The sequence below is a fragment of the Fibrella rubiginis genome (assembly GCF_017353185.1).
GTDB classification, from domain to species: Bacteria; Bacteroidota; Bacteroidia; order Cytophagales; family Spirosomataceae; genus Fibrella; species Fibrella rubiginis.
This window is the reverse complement of the sequence record NZ_JAFMYV010000001.1, coordinates 386,508-401,921: the sequence shown is the minus strand read 5'-3', so window position 1 is coordinate 401,921 and position 15,414 is coordinate 386,508. Positions and strand designations below refer to the sequence as shown.

At 55.0% G+C, this 15,414-nt stretch carries 14 protein-coding genes; 6 read left to right on the top strand and 8 right to left on the bottom strand.

Annotated elements, in window-relative coordinates; all coding sequences use genetic code 11:
- Nucleotides 1–131: 131 nt before the first annotated feature.
- A complete protein-coding gene (locus tag J2I47_RS01580) occupies nt 132–602 on the bottom strand; it encodes an Lrp/AsnC family transcriptional regulator (protein ID WP_207362790.1) in 471 nt (156 codons plus the stop codon).
- Between the two features lie 211 nt (nt 603–813).
- Between J2I47_RS01580 and ald the strand changes: the two genes are divergently transcribed.
- Complete coding sequence (ald, locus tag J2I47_RS01575; RefSeq protein ID WP_207362789.1) at nt 814–1,944, top strand: alanine dehydrogenase; 1,131 nt, start codon at nt 814–816, stop codon at nt 1,942–1,944.
- A 242-nt stretch (nt 1,945–2,186) separates the two neighbouring features.
- Here the strand turns inward: ald and J2I47_RS01570 are convergent, their stop codons facing one another.
- On the bottom strand, nt 2,187–2,474 hold the full coding sequence (locus J2I47_RS01570; RefSeq protein ID WP_207362788.1) for a hypothetical protein: 288 nt from the start codon (nt 2,472–2,474) through the stop codon (nt 2,187–2,189).
- A gap of 185 nt (nt 2,475–2,659) precedes the next feature.
- Here J2I47_RS01570 and J2I47_RS01565 point away from each other — a divergent pair, with 185 nt between their 5' ends.
- The 4 genes from J2I47_RS01565 (at nt 2,660) to J2I47_RS01550 (ending at nt 8,350) form a co-directional block, all read left to right on the top strand.
- Nucleotides 2,660–4,978, top strand: coding sequence for a DUF7133 domain-containing protein (locus tag J2I47_RS01565; protein ID WP_207362787.1), 2,319 nt, complete (start codon nt 2,660–2,662; stop codon nt 4,976–4,978).
- A 154-nt stretch (nt 4,979–5,132) separates the two neighbouring features.
- Complete coding sequence (locus tag J2I47_RS01560) at nt 5,133–6,065, top strand: dihydrodipicolinate synthase family protein (RefSeq protein WP_207362786.1); 933 nt, start codon at nt 5,133–5,135, stop codon at nt 6,063–6,065.
- 27 nt (nt 6,066–6,092) lie between these two features.
- Complete coding sequence (locus tag J2I47_RS01555) at nt 6,093–7,097, top strand: 4-hydroxyproline epimerase (protein ID WP_207362785.1); 1,005 nt, start codon at nt 6,093–6,095, stop codon at nt 7,095–7,097.
- Nucleotides 7,098–7,108: 11 nt separating this feature from the next.
- Nucleotides 7,109–8,350 carry an NAD(P)/FAD-dependent oxidoreductase gene (locus tag J2I47_RS01550; protein WP_207362784.1) on the top strand — a complete coding sequence of 414 codons (1,242 nt, stop codon included), beginning with the start codon at nt 7,109–7,111 and terminating at the stop codon, nt 8,348–8,350.
- A 91-nt stretch (nt 8,351–8,441) separates the two neighbouring features.
- On the opposite strand, the gene J2I47_RS01545 is transcribed toward J2I47_RS01550, so the two are convergent.
- From J2I47_RS01545 to J2I47_RS01535, 3 genes are all read right to left on the bottom strand, one after another.
- Nucleotides 8,442–9,053: a hypothetical protein gene (locus tag J2I47_RS01545; RefSeq protein ID WP_207362783.1), complete on the bottom strand. Its 612-nt coding sequence runs from the start codon at nt 9,051–9,053 to the stop codon at nt 8,442–8,444.
- A gap of 47 nt (nt 9,054–9,100) precedes the next feature.
- Nucleotides 9,101–10,549 (bottom strand): dihydrolipoyl dehydrogenase family protein, encoded by a 1,449-nt coding sequence (locus J2I47_RS01540; protein WP_207362782.1) that lies wholly within the window; start codon nt 10,547–10,549, stop codon nt 9,101–9,103.
- Nucleotides 10,550–10,656: 107 nt separating this feature from the next.
- On the bottom strand, nt 10,657–11,565 hold the full coding sequence (locus J2I47_RS01535) for an LEA/WHy family protein (protein WP_207362781.1): 909 nt from the start codon (nt 11,563–11,565) through the stop codon (nt 10,657–10,659).
- Between the two features lie 196 nt (nt 11,566–11,761).
- Between J2I47_RS01535 and J2I47_RS01530 the strand changes: the two genes are divergently transcribed.
- Complete coding sequence (locus tag J2I47_RS01530; protein WP_207362780.1) at nt 11,762–12,628, top strand: sugar phosphate isomerase/epimerase family protein; 867 nt, start codon at nt 11,762–11,764, stop codon at nt 12,626–12,628.
- A 354-nt stretch (nt 12,629–12,982) separates the two neighbouring features.
- Here the strand turns inward: J2I47_RS01530 and rny are convergent, their stop codons facing one another.
- The 3 genes from rny to J2I47_RS01515 all read right to left on the bottom strand — a co-directional run bounded on the left by rny (nt 12,983) and on the right by J2I47_RS01515 (nt 15,345).
- A complete protein-coding gene (rny, locus tag J2I47_RS01525) occupies nt 12,983–14,596 on the bottom strand; it encodes a ribonuclease Y (protein WP_207362779.1) in 1,614 nt (537 codons plus the stop codon).
- 93 nt (nt 14,597–14,689) lie between these two features.
- Nucleotides 14,690–14,977: a cell division protein ZapA gene (locus tag J2I47_RS01520; RefSeq protein WP_207362778.1), complete on the bottom strand. Its 288-nt coding sequence runs from the start codon at nt 14,975–14,977 to the stop codon at nt 14,690–14,692.
- Nucleotides 14,978–15,009: 32 nt separating this feature from the next.
- Entirely contained in the window at nt 15,010–15,345 is a 336-nt protein-coding gene (locus J2I47_RS01515) for a hypothetical protein (protein ID WP_207362777.1), read from the bottom strand.
- Nucleotides 15,346–15,414: the final 69 nt, after the last annotated feature.

The window sequence follows — 15,414 nt, the reverse complement described above, 5'->3', positions numbered from 1 at the left end:
TTACGTTAAAGGCACCGATGTAGTCTGTGGTCGATATGGGAATCTTATTAAACGTCTCACAATCATCATAGGGTGCTATCTGACCTCTGAATCAGCCTATTCGCCTGGCCAAAGCAACGCTGCCTGTTACGCTAGAGCGGCGTATTCACTGGCACGGCTGTGGTACTTTTTACTTCAGCCATGACAAAGAAACTGCTGATATGCACAATGCCGGGAATAGTTGAGAAACGGTCCTGGTAAAAGCGGTTGTAGGCATCCATGTCGGTTACAATGAGCTTCACCAGGTAGTCGAACGTGCCTGATACCCGGCAGCAATCCAGCACTTCGGGCAGGTCGGCTATGGCGGCATCGAAGGTGTCGAAGCTGTCGCGGTTTTGTTTATCAAGGGTTATCTGGCAATAGATCTGTAGTCGGTTGCCCAGCTTTTTTTTATCAACGAGCGTTACGTAGCGGGCAATGACGCCTTCGCGCTCCATGCGTTTAATACGCTCATGCACAGGCGTTTTCGACAGATTGATGCGCTGCCCTATCTCCTGAATCGTCAGTCGGGCGTCGGTTTGCAGCAGCGTAAGGATAGCCTGGTCTATTTTATCGAGAATCATGGAGGCAGATACAGAACAGGCTGACGGGATTTATTGCCCGTAAGAACGTTATCCTGCGAAGCTACCAATCAGTGCGAACATTTCACCAATTATCCTGCTAAACGTAGATTAAATAGGTTTATTTCCTGATTATTTGCAGATCAATGCGTCAATATTCTGTTTTTATACATTTGTACTACCTATTGCAAACGCAGACAGACAGCTCGACATCATGGTTATTGGCGTTCCCAGAGAGATTAAGAATAACGAAAACCGCGTGGCGCTCACGCCTGCGGGCGTGGCCGAACTACGCAAAGCTGGCCACACCGTTTATATTCAGGTCAATGCCGGCGAAGGCAGTGGCTTCAGCGATGAAGAATATATCGGTGCCGGGGCTATCATGCTCCCTACCATTGAAGAAATCTACGGTATTGCCGAGATGATCATCAAGGTGAAGGAGCCTATTGCGCAGGAGTATTCGCTTATCAAAGAAAACCAACTGCTGTTTACTTACTTCCACTTCGCCTCGTCGGAGCCGCTGACCCACGCGATGATTGAGCGGGGGGCTGTTTGCCTGGCCTACGAGACCGTAGAGAAAAACGATCGGAGCTTGCCGCTGCTCGTACCGATGAGTGAAGTAGCGGGCCGGATGGCTATTCAGGAGGGAGCCAAGTATTTAGAAAAGCCAACCAAAGGCCGGGGTATTCTGCTGGGCGGCGTACCGGGCGTGAAACCCGCCAAAGTACTGGTACTGGGCGGTGGTATTGTGGGTGCACAGGCTGCCCGCATGGCCGCTGGCCTGGGTGCCCATGTGACGCTGATGGACGTGAGCCTGCCCCGCCTGCGTTACCTGGCCGACGTGATGCCCGAAAACGTTGACACGATGATGTCGAACGAATACAATATCCGTGAGGAAGTGAAGCATGCCGACCTGATTGTGGGTGCCGTGTTGATTCCGGGTGCCAAAGCGCCGCACCTCGTCACGCGCGATATGCTCAAGCTGATGCGTCCCGGTACGGTGCTCGTCGACGTGGCGGTAGATCAGGGCGGTTGCATTGAAACCTGCCGCCCCACCACCCACGAAGACCCAACGTACATCATCGACGACGTGGTCCACTATTGCGTGGCCAACATGCCCGGCGCGGTGCCCTACACCAGCACTGTGGCCCTGACCAATGCTACCTTGCCTTACGTGATGCAGCTGGCCAACAAAGGCTGGCAGCAGGCCTGCCGCGACAACGCCGAATTAAAACTGGGCCTCAACGTGGTGGATGGGAAAGTGGTTTACAAAGGTGTTGCCGACGCCTGGAACCTGCCCCTGGTAGCCGTAGAAGACGTTTTACAGCAAGAAGTTTTGAATTAGAGGTAAGAGATGAGAGGCAGGAGACAAGATTTTTACTGGTCTTGTCTCCTGCCTCTCATCTCTTACCTCTCTACACAGTATTACAAATTCGTCGACGAACGGGGTCGCTTTCTACGGAAGGCGGCCCTTCTTTTTTGCCCTCATGGACGGCCGCTTTCGTGGGCGTCCATGGGGACAAGACCCTTTGCCTGTATCAGCGGCCACTGCCGTGGCCGAGAGCGGGCGGGCACGAGGGCCCGCCCCTACAAATATGTCTTTACCAACTCGTTCCATTCCTCATCCAGCGTGCCTGGGAAAACGGGTTTTCGGGCGCGACGGTACCAGTAACCGGCGTTGAACGCGTCGCCTTCTTTCCGGTGGAGGTAAGCGTGCAGGTGGTCGTAGGCGGGGGTACCCTCCTGCGATTGAGCGATGGTATGAGCCGCTTCCCAGTCACCCCTGGCATCGTGCCATAGTGCGGTCAGAATAGGGTTTGCGGCAGCAGGTGGCGTTTGGGCGGTAAGCGACTGGGTAAATTCGTGGGTAGTCATGAAACGGCACTGTTGTTTGACGATGAACATTGAGCGGAGGTGCCTCCCCTGGCAAATAGCTTATGTGACGCGTTGAAACAGAGTCGCTAACGGTAGAGTTGGTCATCCATGTTCTTCTCCATAAAATCAGGGAATGACAGGGTTTTACCCTGTGTCAATACTGCTTGGCTTACCCGTTGTCTACTATGAAAACGAAACACTGGATTGGAAGTTTGCTGACGACCTCGGCAGTGGTTGTTGCCTGTACGGTTGCTAAATCGCCGCAACAACAAATGGCGGTTGCTTTAGAAGACGTTGCTGATCCAAAACCGGTGGTTAATCCCATTGCGAATCCGGCGCAGCTCACGCCCGAACAGAGTCTCAACGCCTTTCGGGTACCCAAAGGCTACCATATGGAACTGGTGGCGAGCGAACCCATGATTCATGAGCCAGTAGCCATTGCCTGGGATGGTAACGCCCGCATGTATGTAGCCGAAATGGACACCTACATGCAGGATGCCGACGCCACCGGTGAGCACGAACCCGTCAGCCGCGTGATGCTGCTGGAAGATACCGACGGCGACGGAAAGATGGACAAAAGTTCGGTCTTCATCGACCACCTGCTGTTGCCCCGAATGCTGCTGTGCGTCAACCACGAACTCATTGTCAATGAGACCGATACCTACGATATGTGGTCGTATAAAGACACCAACGGCGATGGCGTGGCAGATGATAAAAAGCAGATCTACCATGTAGACAGAAAAGCACCGGGTAACCTCGAACACCAGCGCAGCGGCCTCGACTGGAACCTCGACAACTGGCTCTACGTCACGGTTGATCCCGTCCGTTTTCGGTATACCAATGGCACCATCACCGTCGATTCACTGGCCAGTGGTTCCAACGGGCAGTGGGGCCTCACGCACGATAACTACGGGCGGCTTTTCTTTAGCCGGGCCGGGGGCGAAAATGCCGGGGCTGGCTTTCAGATCAATCCCAAATACGGGTCGCTGGAATTTGCCGACGCCTATGACGAGGCCACCTTCGCGCCCGTCTGGTCGATCATTGCCAACCCCGACGCGCAGGGCGGTGCCAAACGGCTACGCCCCGACAGCACCCTAAACCACTTCACGGCCGGTTGCGGGCAGTCGATCTACCGGGGCGACAAACTCCCCGCCGACCTGGTGGGCGATTACCTCATCTGCGAACCAGTGGCCCGCATTGTTCGTCGGGCGCACGTGCTGAACCAGCAGGGCAAAACCCGCCTCGAAAATGCCTACCACGAGCAGGAATTTATCGCTTCGTCGGATTTTAACTTCCGGCCCGTGAACACCTACACCGGTCCCGACGGCAACCTGTATATCGTCGATATGAACCGGGGCATCATTCAGGAATCGCAGTGGACACCGAAGGGCAGCTGGATTCGTCCGCAGATTGAGCGGTTGGGTCTGGACAAGCACGTGCAGCATGGCCGTATCTGGCGGCTGGTGCAGAACGGTGCCACGCCCGCACCACGCCCCCATTTGCTCGATGATTCGCCTGCCCAGTTGGTCACGTACCTGAGCCACCCTAATGGCTGGTGGCGCGACAACGCCCAGAAACAACTGGTGGCTCTCGGCGACAAATCAGTGGTGCCAGCTTTACAGCAAATGGCTTCGGGCGTGCAGAAAGCAGGCACACTGGCCCGGATTCATGCACTCTGGACGCTGGAAGGGCTAGGTGCCATTGACCCCACAATTGTGGCTAACGCCCTGAAAGACAGTGACCCACAAATTCGCCGGACGGCCATCTGGCTGAGTGAGCCGTTCATACGACAGAACAACGAAAGCGTGGTTGGTCAGGTGGCGTCGCTTCAGAATGACCCCGATGCCAACGTACGTATCCAGGTACTTGAGTCGCTGCACTACAGCACTGCCCCTACGGCCAAAAAGGCTGTCAGCGACCTGCTGTCCCAAAACGCTACCGACCCGGTGCTGATGGCGGTGGAGGCCAGCATTCAGAAAAATGCCGACTTTAAAACCTACGGCAGCAAACTTGGCAGCCTCGCTGTTGCAGAGCGGAATTCAGTGCTGAAAGGGGCCGAAATCTTCAAATCGTATTGTTCGTCCTGCCACGGCACCGACGGCAAAGGGTTAGCCAGTATGGTGGCGCCTCCCATCGCCGGGTCGAAACACCTGGCCGACAATGCCGTGCTGCTCCGCATTCTGATGCAGGGGTTATCCGGCCCCATCGACGGAAAAACCTACCCGACCCTGATGCCGCCCGTGGCCGACAACACCGATGAATGGATTGCCGCCGTGGCCAACTATGTCCGCTACGAGTTCGGTGGTCCGCCGCCCCGGCCAACGCCACCAGCCCAAACCACCCCCACGTCGGGCAGTGGCGTAGCGGGTGCTGCGCCGGTTCGGCCGGTGGGTGGTTTCCGGCGCACATTACCCATCATTCAGTCTGACGAGGTGGCCAAAATCCGGCAGGAAACCGCCACCCGCACCACCCCGTGGACGCTGGTAGAGTTAGAGAAAAAATGAATTCTCGTTGGGAATTGACTGACGTGTGAGACGTCGCGTTGGTGCTTCTTCCATGAGGGCGAGAGTAAACTACGCAGCAGGTAGGGGGCGGGGGGCATGGCCGTACGAAGGCATTACATTTAATCATCTATTCTTTTCAACCCTGCTTATCGGCATGAACGCATCAGTTACCTGGACGGGTGTCTACCCCGCACTGCTCACCCCTTTCACGGCCCAGGACACCCTGGACGTTCCTCTTTTCGAGAAAAACCTTCACGCTCAGCTCGATGCCGGAGTGCACGGTTTCATCATCGGCGGCTCATTAGGTGAGGCCAGTACGCTGGAAAACGACGAGAAAATCGCGCTGCTTCAATCGGCTTTGGCGGTGTGTCAGGGTAAGGTGCCGGTGGTCGTCAACATTGCCGAACAGGCCACCCGGCAGGCCGTTGCCCGCGCCCATGAAGCCGAAGCCAACGGTGCCGACGGCCTGATGCTACTGCCCCCCATGCGCTACCCCGCCGACGCCCGTGAAACGGTCGCGTTCTTCAAAGCCGTGGCCGGGGAGACAAGCTTGCCTATTATGATCTACAACAATCCGTACGATTACAAGATCATGACAACCGTGGCTATGTTCCATGAGCTGGCCGGGCACACCAACATTCAGGCGGTGAAAGAATCGACCCGCGACCTGACCAATATCACCCGGATGCGCAACGCCTTCGGCGACCGGTTTAAACTCATGGGCGGCGTAGATACCCTGGCGCTGGAGGCTCTGCTACTGGGTTGCGATGGTTGGGTGGGCGGCCTGGTCGATGCCTTTCCACGCGAAACCGTAGCGATCTACGACTTCGCCAAAGCCGGAAAAGTAGCCGAAGCCCTCGCTATCTACCGCTGGTTTATGCCCCTGCTGGAGCTTGATATTCACCCCAAACTGGTGCAATATATCAAGCTCGCTGCCACTGCTACGGGCATCGGTTCCGAACACGTCCGCGCCCCACGTTTACCCCTTGTTGGCGAAGAACGCGCTCAGGTACAGGCAGTTATTGACAGAGCACTGGCCGTACGGCCAGTGACGAGTGGTGCGGGGCTGAAGGTTGCTGACGCATAGCCATTACTCATCACTTACTCCTAACTTATGCCAACAACGCACTACTTCTGCATCGACGCGCATACGTGCGGCAACCCCGTTCGGGTGGTTACGGGGGGTAGCCTTCCGTTTCTGGAAGGGGCTACCATGAGCGAAAAACGGCAGCATTTCCTCCGCGACTACGACTGGATTCGGCGGGGGCTGATGTATGAACCGCGCGGCCATGACATGATGTCGGGCAGTATACTCTACCCGCCCGCTGATCCCCAAAATGACGCGGGCGTGCTGTTTATCGAAACATCGGGCTGTTTGCCCATGTGCGGCCACGGCACCATTGGCACGGTCACGGTAGCGATTGAGCAGGGGCTGATTTCGCCTAAAACACCGGGCGTGTTGAACCTCGAAGTACCGGCAGGACTGGTGCGGGCCGAATACCGGCAGGAGGGCCAGAAGGTGACGTCGGTGAAGATTACAAACATCAAATCGTACCTCGCCGCCGAAGGGTTAACCGTGGCATGTCCCGACCTGGGCACACTCACCGTCGATGTGGCTTATGGCGGCAATTTCTACGCCATCGTAGATCCGCAACCAAACTTTGCCGGGCTGGAAAACCACACCGCCGACCAGCTCATTGGCTGGGCACGGACCATGCGGCAACGGATGAATGAGCAATATACGTTCGTGCATCCCGACAACCCGACCATCAACGGCCTGAGCCATATTCTCTGGACGGGCGCACCCCTAAAAGCCACGTCTACAGCCCGAAATGCCGTTTTTTATGGTGACAAAGCCATCGACCGCTCGCCCTGCGGTACAGGCACGTCGGCCCGCATGGCGCAGTGGTACGCGCAGGGACGACTAAAACCGGGTGAGGTTTTCGTGCATGAAAGCATTATCGGCTCCATCTTCAACGGCCGTGTCGAGGCCGAAACAGAGCTTGCCGGTAAGCCCGCCATCGTGCCCAGTATTGACGGTTGGGCCAGAATTACCGGCTACAACCATATTATCCTCGACGATGACGACCCGTATGTACATGGGTTTCAGGTAATTTAAACTAAACAAACATGATCGGCATTGTTGGCGGGGGTATCATCGGGCTTTGCTCAGCGTATTATTTGCAAAAGGCAGGGCATAAGGTCACGGTTTTTGATCAAACCATTATTGCCGACGGCTGTTCGACGGGTAATGCGGGGATGATTGTGCCTAGCCATATTGTGCCGCTGGCGCAGCCGGGTATGATTGCCAAAGGCATGCGCTGGATGCTAAAGTCAACTAGTCCGTTCTACATCAAACCCCGCCTGAATGCCGACCTCATGCGGTGGGGATGGCTCTTCTACCGCCACGCTACCCCCGAACACGTGGCGCGGGCCATTCCCCAACTTCGCGACCTTAGCCTGTTGAGTAAACGACTCTATCAGGACCTGGCCACCAACGGCGAAATCACCTTCGAATGGCAGGAGCGCGGCTTGCTGATGCTCTACAAAACCACCGCCGCCGAACACGACATGGCCGAAGAAGCTGACGTAGCTAACCACGCAGGCATTGACGCACAAGTACTTACGAGCCAGCAAGTGCAGGATATGGAACCCCACACCCGCGTCGACGTGCGCGGTGGTGTGCTCTACCCCGGCGATGCTCACCTGAACCCAAACGAGCTGATTGCCTCATTGGTCGCGTATCTGCGCGGGGCGGGCGTGACTATTCTGGACGGCCAGGTGGTAACAGGCTTTGGCAAAACCGGGTCGCGGATCACGTCGGTGCAGACCGGGCAGGGGCCCTATGCTATTGACCAACTGGTGATTGCGGGCGGGGCCTGGTCACCGGGGCTTTCGCGGATGTTGGGCATTAGCCTGTCGTTACAGGGCGGCAAAGGCTACAGTTTCATGCTTCGCCACGTACTAAACAACGTGCAGATTCCGGCCATCATGCTCGAAGCCCGCGCCACAGCCACGCCAATGGGCCATGACCTACGCTTTGCCGGAACCCTGGAAGTGGCCGGTACCGATATGACCGTGAACAGGAACCGGGTACGAGGCATCGTGCAGTCCATCAACCACTACTACCCCGACCTTCCGGTACAAATGCCCGCCATCGACACCGTTTGGCGGGGCCTGCGTCCCTGTTCGCCCGACGGCCTGCCCTACATTGGCCGGGTCACCCACTTCGACAACGTGATCCTGGCTACGGGCCACGGCATGATGGGCCTGAGCCTCGGCCCGGCCACAGGCAAGCTGGTCAGCGAACTGGTTGACGGGGTCGCCAATAGCCTGGACATTAGCGGGTTTAAGATAGGTCGGTTTGCATAGTTCCGTTCTGGCCCATTGAGCACTCTAGGTGTGGCAAAAGTATACCCTACTAAAAAACACGCCCACTTACACACTCCTCTTTTACTGGTAATCAATGAACAAGGCCAAGCTGCTTAGCCAAACCGAGTACTGCTATCCGGAATCGGCGATGGTGATGTGATGCCAGCAAAGCCGCTAGTTCCTTCTTAGCCTCGTCGGTGCGGCCTAATTGAGCCAAGACTCGCACGTAAGACATAGAAGGCCGCCCATGTTGATCAAGGATATGGTCAATAGTATTGATACCATCCAGAAAGGGTAATATCTTGGTCAGAAGTAAGTTACGCAAATAACGAATCATGTTTCCTTCTGGTTGTAACAGGTCTAAAACTAGCCATTGATCACCTCGCCGTTTACCGAAAAATTTACCCAAACTGCGATTAACCTCATAAGGATAATGGGTATGAAAGGGAAAGTCAGGGGGCTGGATATCAGGATTAGTTATGGCCCAAAGTTCCTCTGATACAATCTTTACAGTAATGGTAAAGACCACCACCTGATAATGTGGGGGGTGAATAATCTCACGCCGTAGTGTAATTAGCTTTCCAATGCCCCCTGACTGTTGATAAAACTGGTCGCCAACCTGCTGGAAATTCTTCGGTAATAGAAGCTTGGCTAACGTCCCACGAACAACCCGTTCAAACCGGTTATCAATAGCTAAGGGCATAGAATTAGCTGGTCATTAGTATAGGGCCATTGGTGCAGAGCCTGCAATTAATACAGCCACTTCACTGCCGTTTTCAGTACACCGGGAATATTGCTGCCGAGGGCTTCGACCCAGATGGCTTTGTTGACTTTGCTGGCGGTGGGGTATGGATAGGTTTTGCCCAGAAACGCGCTGATGGATAACCCCTGCTGGTTGGCCAGAATCAACTCCTGGATTAGCTCGCCCGCGTTGGGGGCCACCATTGTTCCGCCCAACACCTTTCGGTTTAGCGGATTCAGGCCTGCGGGTTCTACCAGCAGCCACATGCAGGCATACTGATTGTCTTCTACCACCGCGCGGTCGTCTTTCTCGAAACGGTGTTCGATGGTCTCGAAAGCAACAGCTCGCTCCGTCAACTCCTTCGCCGACAGGCCAAACGTGGCTACTTCGGGATCGGTGAAGGTGACCCACGAAAAGTGGTCATAGCTGAGGCTCTTATCAAAAACCGGCGTGATAAAGTTGGCAACGAGCAGTGAGGCATGAAGCTCGGCGGCATGCGAGAAATACCGTTCACCGGCGGGTGCTCCGGCGGCCGCATCGCCCGCCGCAAAAACGTGCTGATTGGTGGTTTGCAGGTGGTTATTCAGCCGCAGCCGCCCTTTGTCATCCAGTTCGATGCCCGCCGCTGCAAGGTTCATATCGTCATAGTCGAACGTGCGGCCTAGTGTAGCCAGCACCTGATCGAACACTACAGTATGCCGCTGACCATCAGCCGATTCTATATGGGCGGTATGGGCATCGGTGAATGATTTCACTTCGGCGCTGAGCAGAAAATTAATGCCCTCGCCCGCCAGCCGCTCCTGCAACAGTGCCGACGCGGACGGTGGCTCTTTCGACAAAATCCGGTTTTCGTGGCCCACTACCGTTACGTCGCTGCCCAGCCGCCGAAACGCCTGCGCCATTTCAATACCGTTTGGCCCGGCTCCCACAATCAACAGGTGCCTGGGCAAGTCGTTTAGGCTAAATATCGTCTTGTGGGTCAGCACGTTAACCTGCTCTACGCCACTTGCTTTCAACGGTTGCGGCTGCGAGCCGGTACACAGCACGATGTTCTTCGCCGACGTTTCGTTGCCGTTGATCCGAATCGTTTTTGGCCCCACAAAAGAGGCCGTACCGATCTCCACATCCAGCATTTCCACGTCGCGGAGATATTGTGCGTTTTCGTGCGCCCGGATCACGTCCTGCCGTTCGCGTACGTACTGCATTACCCGCGCCAGGTCAACCTCGCCGCTCAGGTTGAGGCCATATGCTGTAGCCAGCCGAGCCTGATGCACCTGCCTGCTTATGTGAAGCAGGGCTTTGCTGGGTACGCAACCGTCGTTGAGGCAGTCGCCGCCGATGCGGTTATCGTTGCGGTCAATAAGCAACACCGACAGGCCAAAGCGCCGCATGGCAATGCTCACACTCAGCCCCGCCGACCCGGCTCCAATAACAATGAGGTCGTATTCAGCTTTCATACTGTGTTTCTGGATGTTATACATTGGATGCTGGATGCTGGATACTAGACGTTAGCTAACTAACAGTTAGTCGGCTGTCCAATATCCAACGTCCAGCCCCTGACACCCTACTTCTTCACAAAGTCGGCCAGTGTACCCCGGATGGTGCTGACGAATTTGCTGCCGTCGAACATTGGATTTTTACTTCTGTCGATCATTTTACAGCGAAACGCCACCTCTACTTTCGTGTCTTTTTTGTTAAACAACATCTTGGGCAACAGTCCCAGCGACTGACCGGGCTTCACGGTGGTGGGCAGCACAAACGGCGTGTTGGCCTGCGCTCTGATCCGGATGGGCTGGGGCTGGTCACCTTCGGCAATAGGCTTGCCGTCGATGGTGACGCTGTAGTGGGTATCCCGAATCTCGAACGGGAATTTGTTCTTGTTGCGGCACTCAATTTTGGCGGCTACATCCGTGGTTTTCAAACCCAGTTTTCCCAAATCAATATCGATAATCTTGAATTCGGGAATGTGGTAGGCAGGCATCCGCTTCGATAGGGTATTGGTAAAGGTGCGCTCACCGGCAATGGGTACGTCCAGGGCAAAGATACTGACCACCCTATAGTCGGCACTGTCGATGCCTTTGGCCTCCAGGCGCTTCAATAGGCTCGTTAGCTTTTTCACCTCCAGCCGCGCAGGCAGTGTCACCAGCGTACTATCCTGCGATTTCACCGAGATGGTCTTTTCATAAGCGCTCTTCATCACTTCTTCGTTGTTGATGAAGATGGTATAGTCTACTTTTTTGGCCGTAAAACTCACCGGCAGTGGATTGTCGATCAGCAGGTACATGTTTAGTTTGACGGCCTCATCGCTGACGTCGCTCAGGTCGAACCGGCTCAGCTCCAGGCGGGGTTTCAACGTACCATCATAGGCACCGCCTTCAGACAGCGCCTTGTTTTTCAGTTGGTTGTACCAAATAAACGCACCCAATCCGCCCAATAGAAGCAGGGCCAGTGCAATAATCCATCCTCGTTTCATATCGTTAAGTAGTCTATCAGTGGCTGTCTACAACCAACGACCTGCCCCCGCTATGGTTCGGAATACTGAGGTACTGAACAACGGTTGAGTATGGTAATGACTGAAAATAGTTTGATGTTTGACTTTTGGTCCGTTTCTCAATCCAATGTCAAACTGCTTCGGCGGTTCGTTTCACTATTAAACCTCACAAGTACCTATGTCGCTGTCTTCCTCACTCACCCGCGCCGAGTTTCTGAAAACCTCCGCGCTGGCCCTATCACTCCCCCTGCTCAGCCGTTTCGAGGCGCAGGCCAAACCCCTGAAAAACGTGGGTCTGCAACTCTACACCCTTCGCGACACGATCATGAAAGATCCCGATGGTGTGCTGAAACAGGTGGCCGCCCTTGGCTACAAAGAGGTGGAAACGTTTGGCTTCAACGAGGGTAAATTCTTCGGCAAAACGCCTAAGGATTTCAGGGCTTACCTCAGCAGCCTGGGCATGAGCACTCCCAGCGGTCACTACATGCCCAACCAACTCCGCACCGGCTGGGAAAAAACCGTGGAAGCCGGAGCCGAAGCGGGCCAGAAGTACATGGTTTGCGCCTACCTCATGCCCGACGAGCGCAAAAAAGCCGACGACTACAAGCAATTTGCCGAACTGTTCAATAAGTCGGCGGAGGTGTGCAAGAAAGCGGGCATCCAGTTTGTGTACCACAACCACGATTTCGAATTCCAGCCTGTAGACGGCCAACTAGGCTATGATATTCTGCTGAAAGGCACCGACCCCAAGCTGGTGAAGATGGAACTGGATCTTTATTGGGCCACCATCGCCGGGCAGGACCCCGTAGCCCTCTTCAAAAAGAATCCCGGCCGTTTCCCGCTGGTGCACATGAAAGACATGGCCAAAACCGAAAAGCGCGAATTTGCCGAAGTTGGCACCGGATCGATCAATTTTCAGCGCATCATCGACGCCCGCAAAATTGGCGGCATCCAGCACTTCTTTGTCGAGCAGGACGTCTGCAAACAACCCCCCATCGAAGCCATCGCCGTTAGCTTCAAAAACATGGAGAAGCTGAATTTTTAAGTGGTTGGTATGAACAAAGAAAGCCCGGTGATCACCGGGCTTTCTTTGTCACTGGTTATTGGTAGGGTGGCTACGCGCTCTAGGTGGCTGACGCCTGGCCCTTCGACTGGGCGTCCCCGACAAGCTCAGGGTGACACGCTACCTAAAGCTGTTTAGTGGACTAGATTTAAGTTCCTTGTCACCCTGAGCTTGTCGGGGACGCCCAGTCGAAGGGCCAGGCGTCAGCCACCTAAAGCGCGTAGCCACCCCACCAATAACCCTCAATTCAACCAGTGAACACAGTCTTTCTGAAGGCTCATCAGTGATTGTACTGCCTGATTATCGGCAACGCCCGTTGGACATTAGACTTGATACTTACTTCGCGTAGGCTACCGAGCGCATTTCGCGGATGACCGTGACTTTGATCTGGCCGGGGTACTGCATCTCTTTCTCTATCTTCTGCGAAATCTCGTAGGATAACGTACCGGCCCGCTCGTCGGTAACGTGGTCTGCATCCACCATCACGCGGAGTTCGCGGCCCGCCTGAATGGCGTAGCACTTGGTGACGCCCTGGAAATTGGTAGCCAGTTCTTCAAGTTCTTTCAGCCGCTTGATATACGACTCCATCATCTCGCGGCGGGCACCGGGGCGCGAGCCCGACACGGCGTCGCACACCTGCACAATGGGCGAAATCATGGTCGTCATCTCGATCTCGTCGTGGTGAGCGCCGATGGCGTTGATCACTTCGGGGTTCTCTTTGTACTTCTTCGCCAGTTCCATACCCAGCAGGGCGTGGGGCAGTTCGGCTTCTTCGGGCCACACCTTGCCGATGTCGTGGAGCAAACCGGCGCGTTTAGCGAGCTTGGCGTTGAGGCCCAGTTCGGCGGCCATCGTGGCGCAGAGCTTGGCTACCTCGCGGGAGTGTTGCAGCAGGTTCTGGCCGTATGACGACCGGAAACGCATGCGGCCCACCATCTTGATCAGTTCGGGGTGGAGACCGTGAATACCCAGGTCGATAACCGTGCGTTCGCCAATCTCCACGATCTCATCTTCGATGTTTTTGCGCGTCTTGGCTACTACTTCCTCAATGCGGGCGGGGTGAATACGGCCATCCTGCACGAGCCGGTGCAGCGACAGGCGGGCCACTTCGCGCCGTACGGGGTCGAAACCCGAAATGATAATGGCCTCTGGCGTATCGTCGACGATGATTTCTACGCCCGTGGCGGCCTCCAGTGCCCGGATGTTGCGGCCCTCGCGCCCAATAATCTTGCCTTTGATGTCGTCTGATTCGATGTTAAAAATCGAGACACAGTTTTCAATGGCGTGTTCGGTAGCGGTGCGCTGAATGGTGTCGATTACTACCTTCTTGGCCTCTTTGGTGGCGGTCAGTTTGGCTTCTTCAACAATATTTTTCACGTAGGCCGAAGCACGGGTTTCGGCTTCAGCTTTCAGGGTATCGATAAGCTGACTACGGGCTTCTTCAGCCGAAAGGCCAGCGATTTTTTCGAGCTGCGACACCTGTTCGGCCAGCATTTTGTCGGCTTCGGCCTGCCGGTGGTCTACGTCTTCACGACGGCGGTTCAGGGCTTCGGTCTGCTGCGCCAGGGCGTTTTTCTGACTGTTGAGGTCATTTTTCATCTGGTTCAGCTCACCTTCCCGAATGCGCTGCTGATCGGCCTGTTGGGTAAGCTGCTGCTCACGCTGCTTGAGTTTGCCCTCGTTTTGTTGCAGTAAAATTCGCTTCTGATTGCTCTGATCTTCAAACTCCGTTTTCAGCTTCAGGTATTTTTCTTTAGCCTCCAGAATACGGTCTTTCTTTAGATTTTCGGCTTGTAGCTCGGCGTTGCGCAGTATGTCGGCAGCTTTTTCTTCAGCTTCCTGTTGTTTGCCTGCAACGGTATTCTGGAGCATTTTTCGCCCCATAAATAGACCAATGCCCAAGCCGAGCAAGCCGGTCAGGAGCATTAGTAGTATGCTGGTAGTGGTCATTGATTCGTATCGTTTGAGTTAAACATAGTCACCTATGCACCCTCTTGCCAACACGCATTGCCCAACAATAAAACCAGATAGATTGCCAGTACATTACGCCGGAGGCGACGTAGCAATTTGGTCTATCTGGGACACTTTGTCATAAATCCGTTTTTGAGTCCGTCGGGCCTGATCTTCTGTTTTCAGACTCGCCACTAAACAATCCAGCGCCACCAGCGCCAAAATGTCCTGTGTGTCGCGCACGCCCCGGCCCCGGTGCACGTCGATGCGGTCGCGGATGAGCTTCACGGCATCGCGCAGGAAAGTTTCCTCTTCTGGCAACGATTTGAACGTGTAGTCACGGTCAGCAATTTTGACGTGTATGGAAAGTCGGTCGTCCATATGGTACGCTTACTTCGTATGTCGTGTAGGTATTATGACAAGGTACTCAGGTGAGCAATGCAACGGTCAAGGTCGCGGATGTACTCATCGAGTTGGTGCTTTACTGCTTCACGGGCAACCGCATCTGGGAGGCTGCTACTTACAAGATTAACAAAATCTTTTGATTTAGGCATCACGGCCGCTGCCTCAGCTCCCTTTTTAGGCTGCCTCAACTGCCGCTCCTGCTCGCGGTTTGTTTCCTGAAGCCGCGACACTTCGCTCTCTAACTGCGCGATACGCTGCTGCTGTTCAGCAGCCAGTATCGACAAGTCGTAGACTTTATGTTCGAGGTGATCCAGTAAAACGAAAATCTGCGATTCAGAGGCCATTTACAAGGGAGTTTACCGTTTGCTGTTTATTGTCTTCTGTTGGCTGACGCGTCTACACTCTTGCGTCAG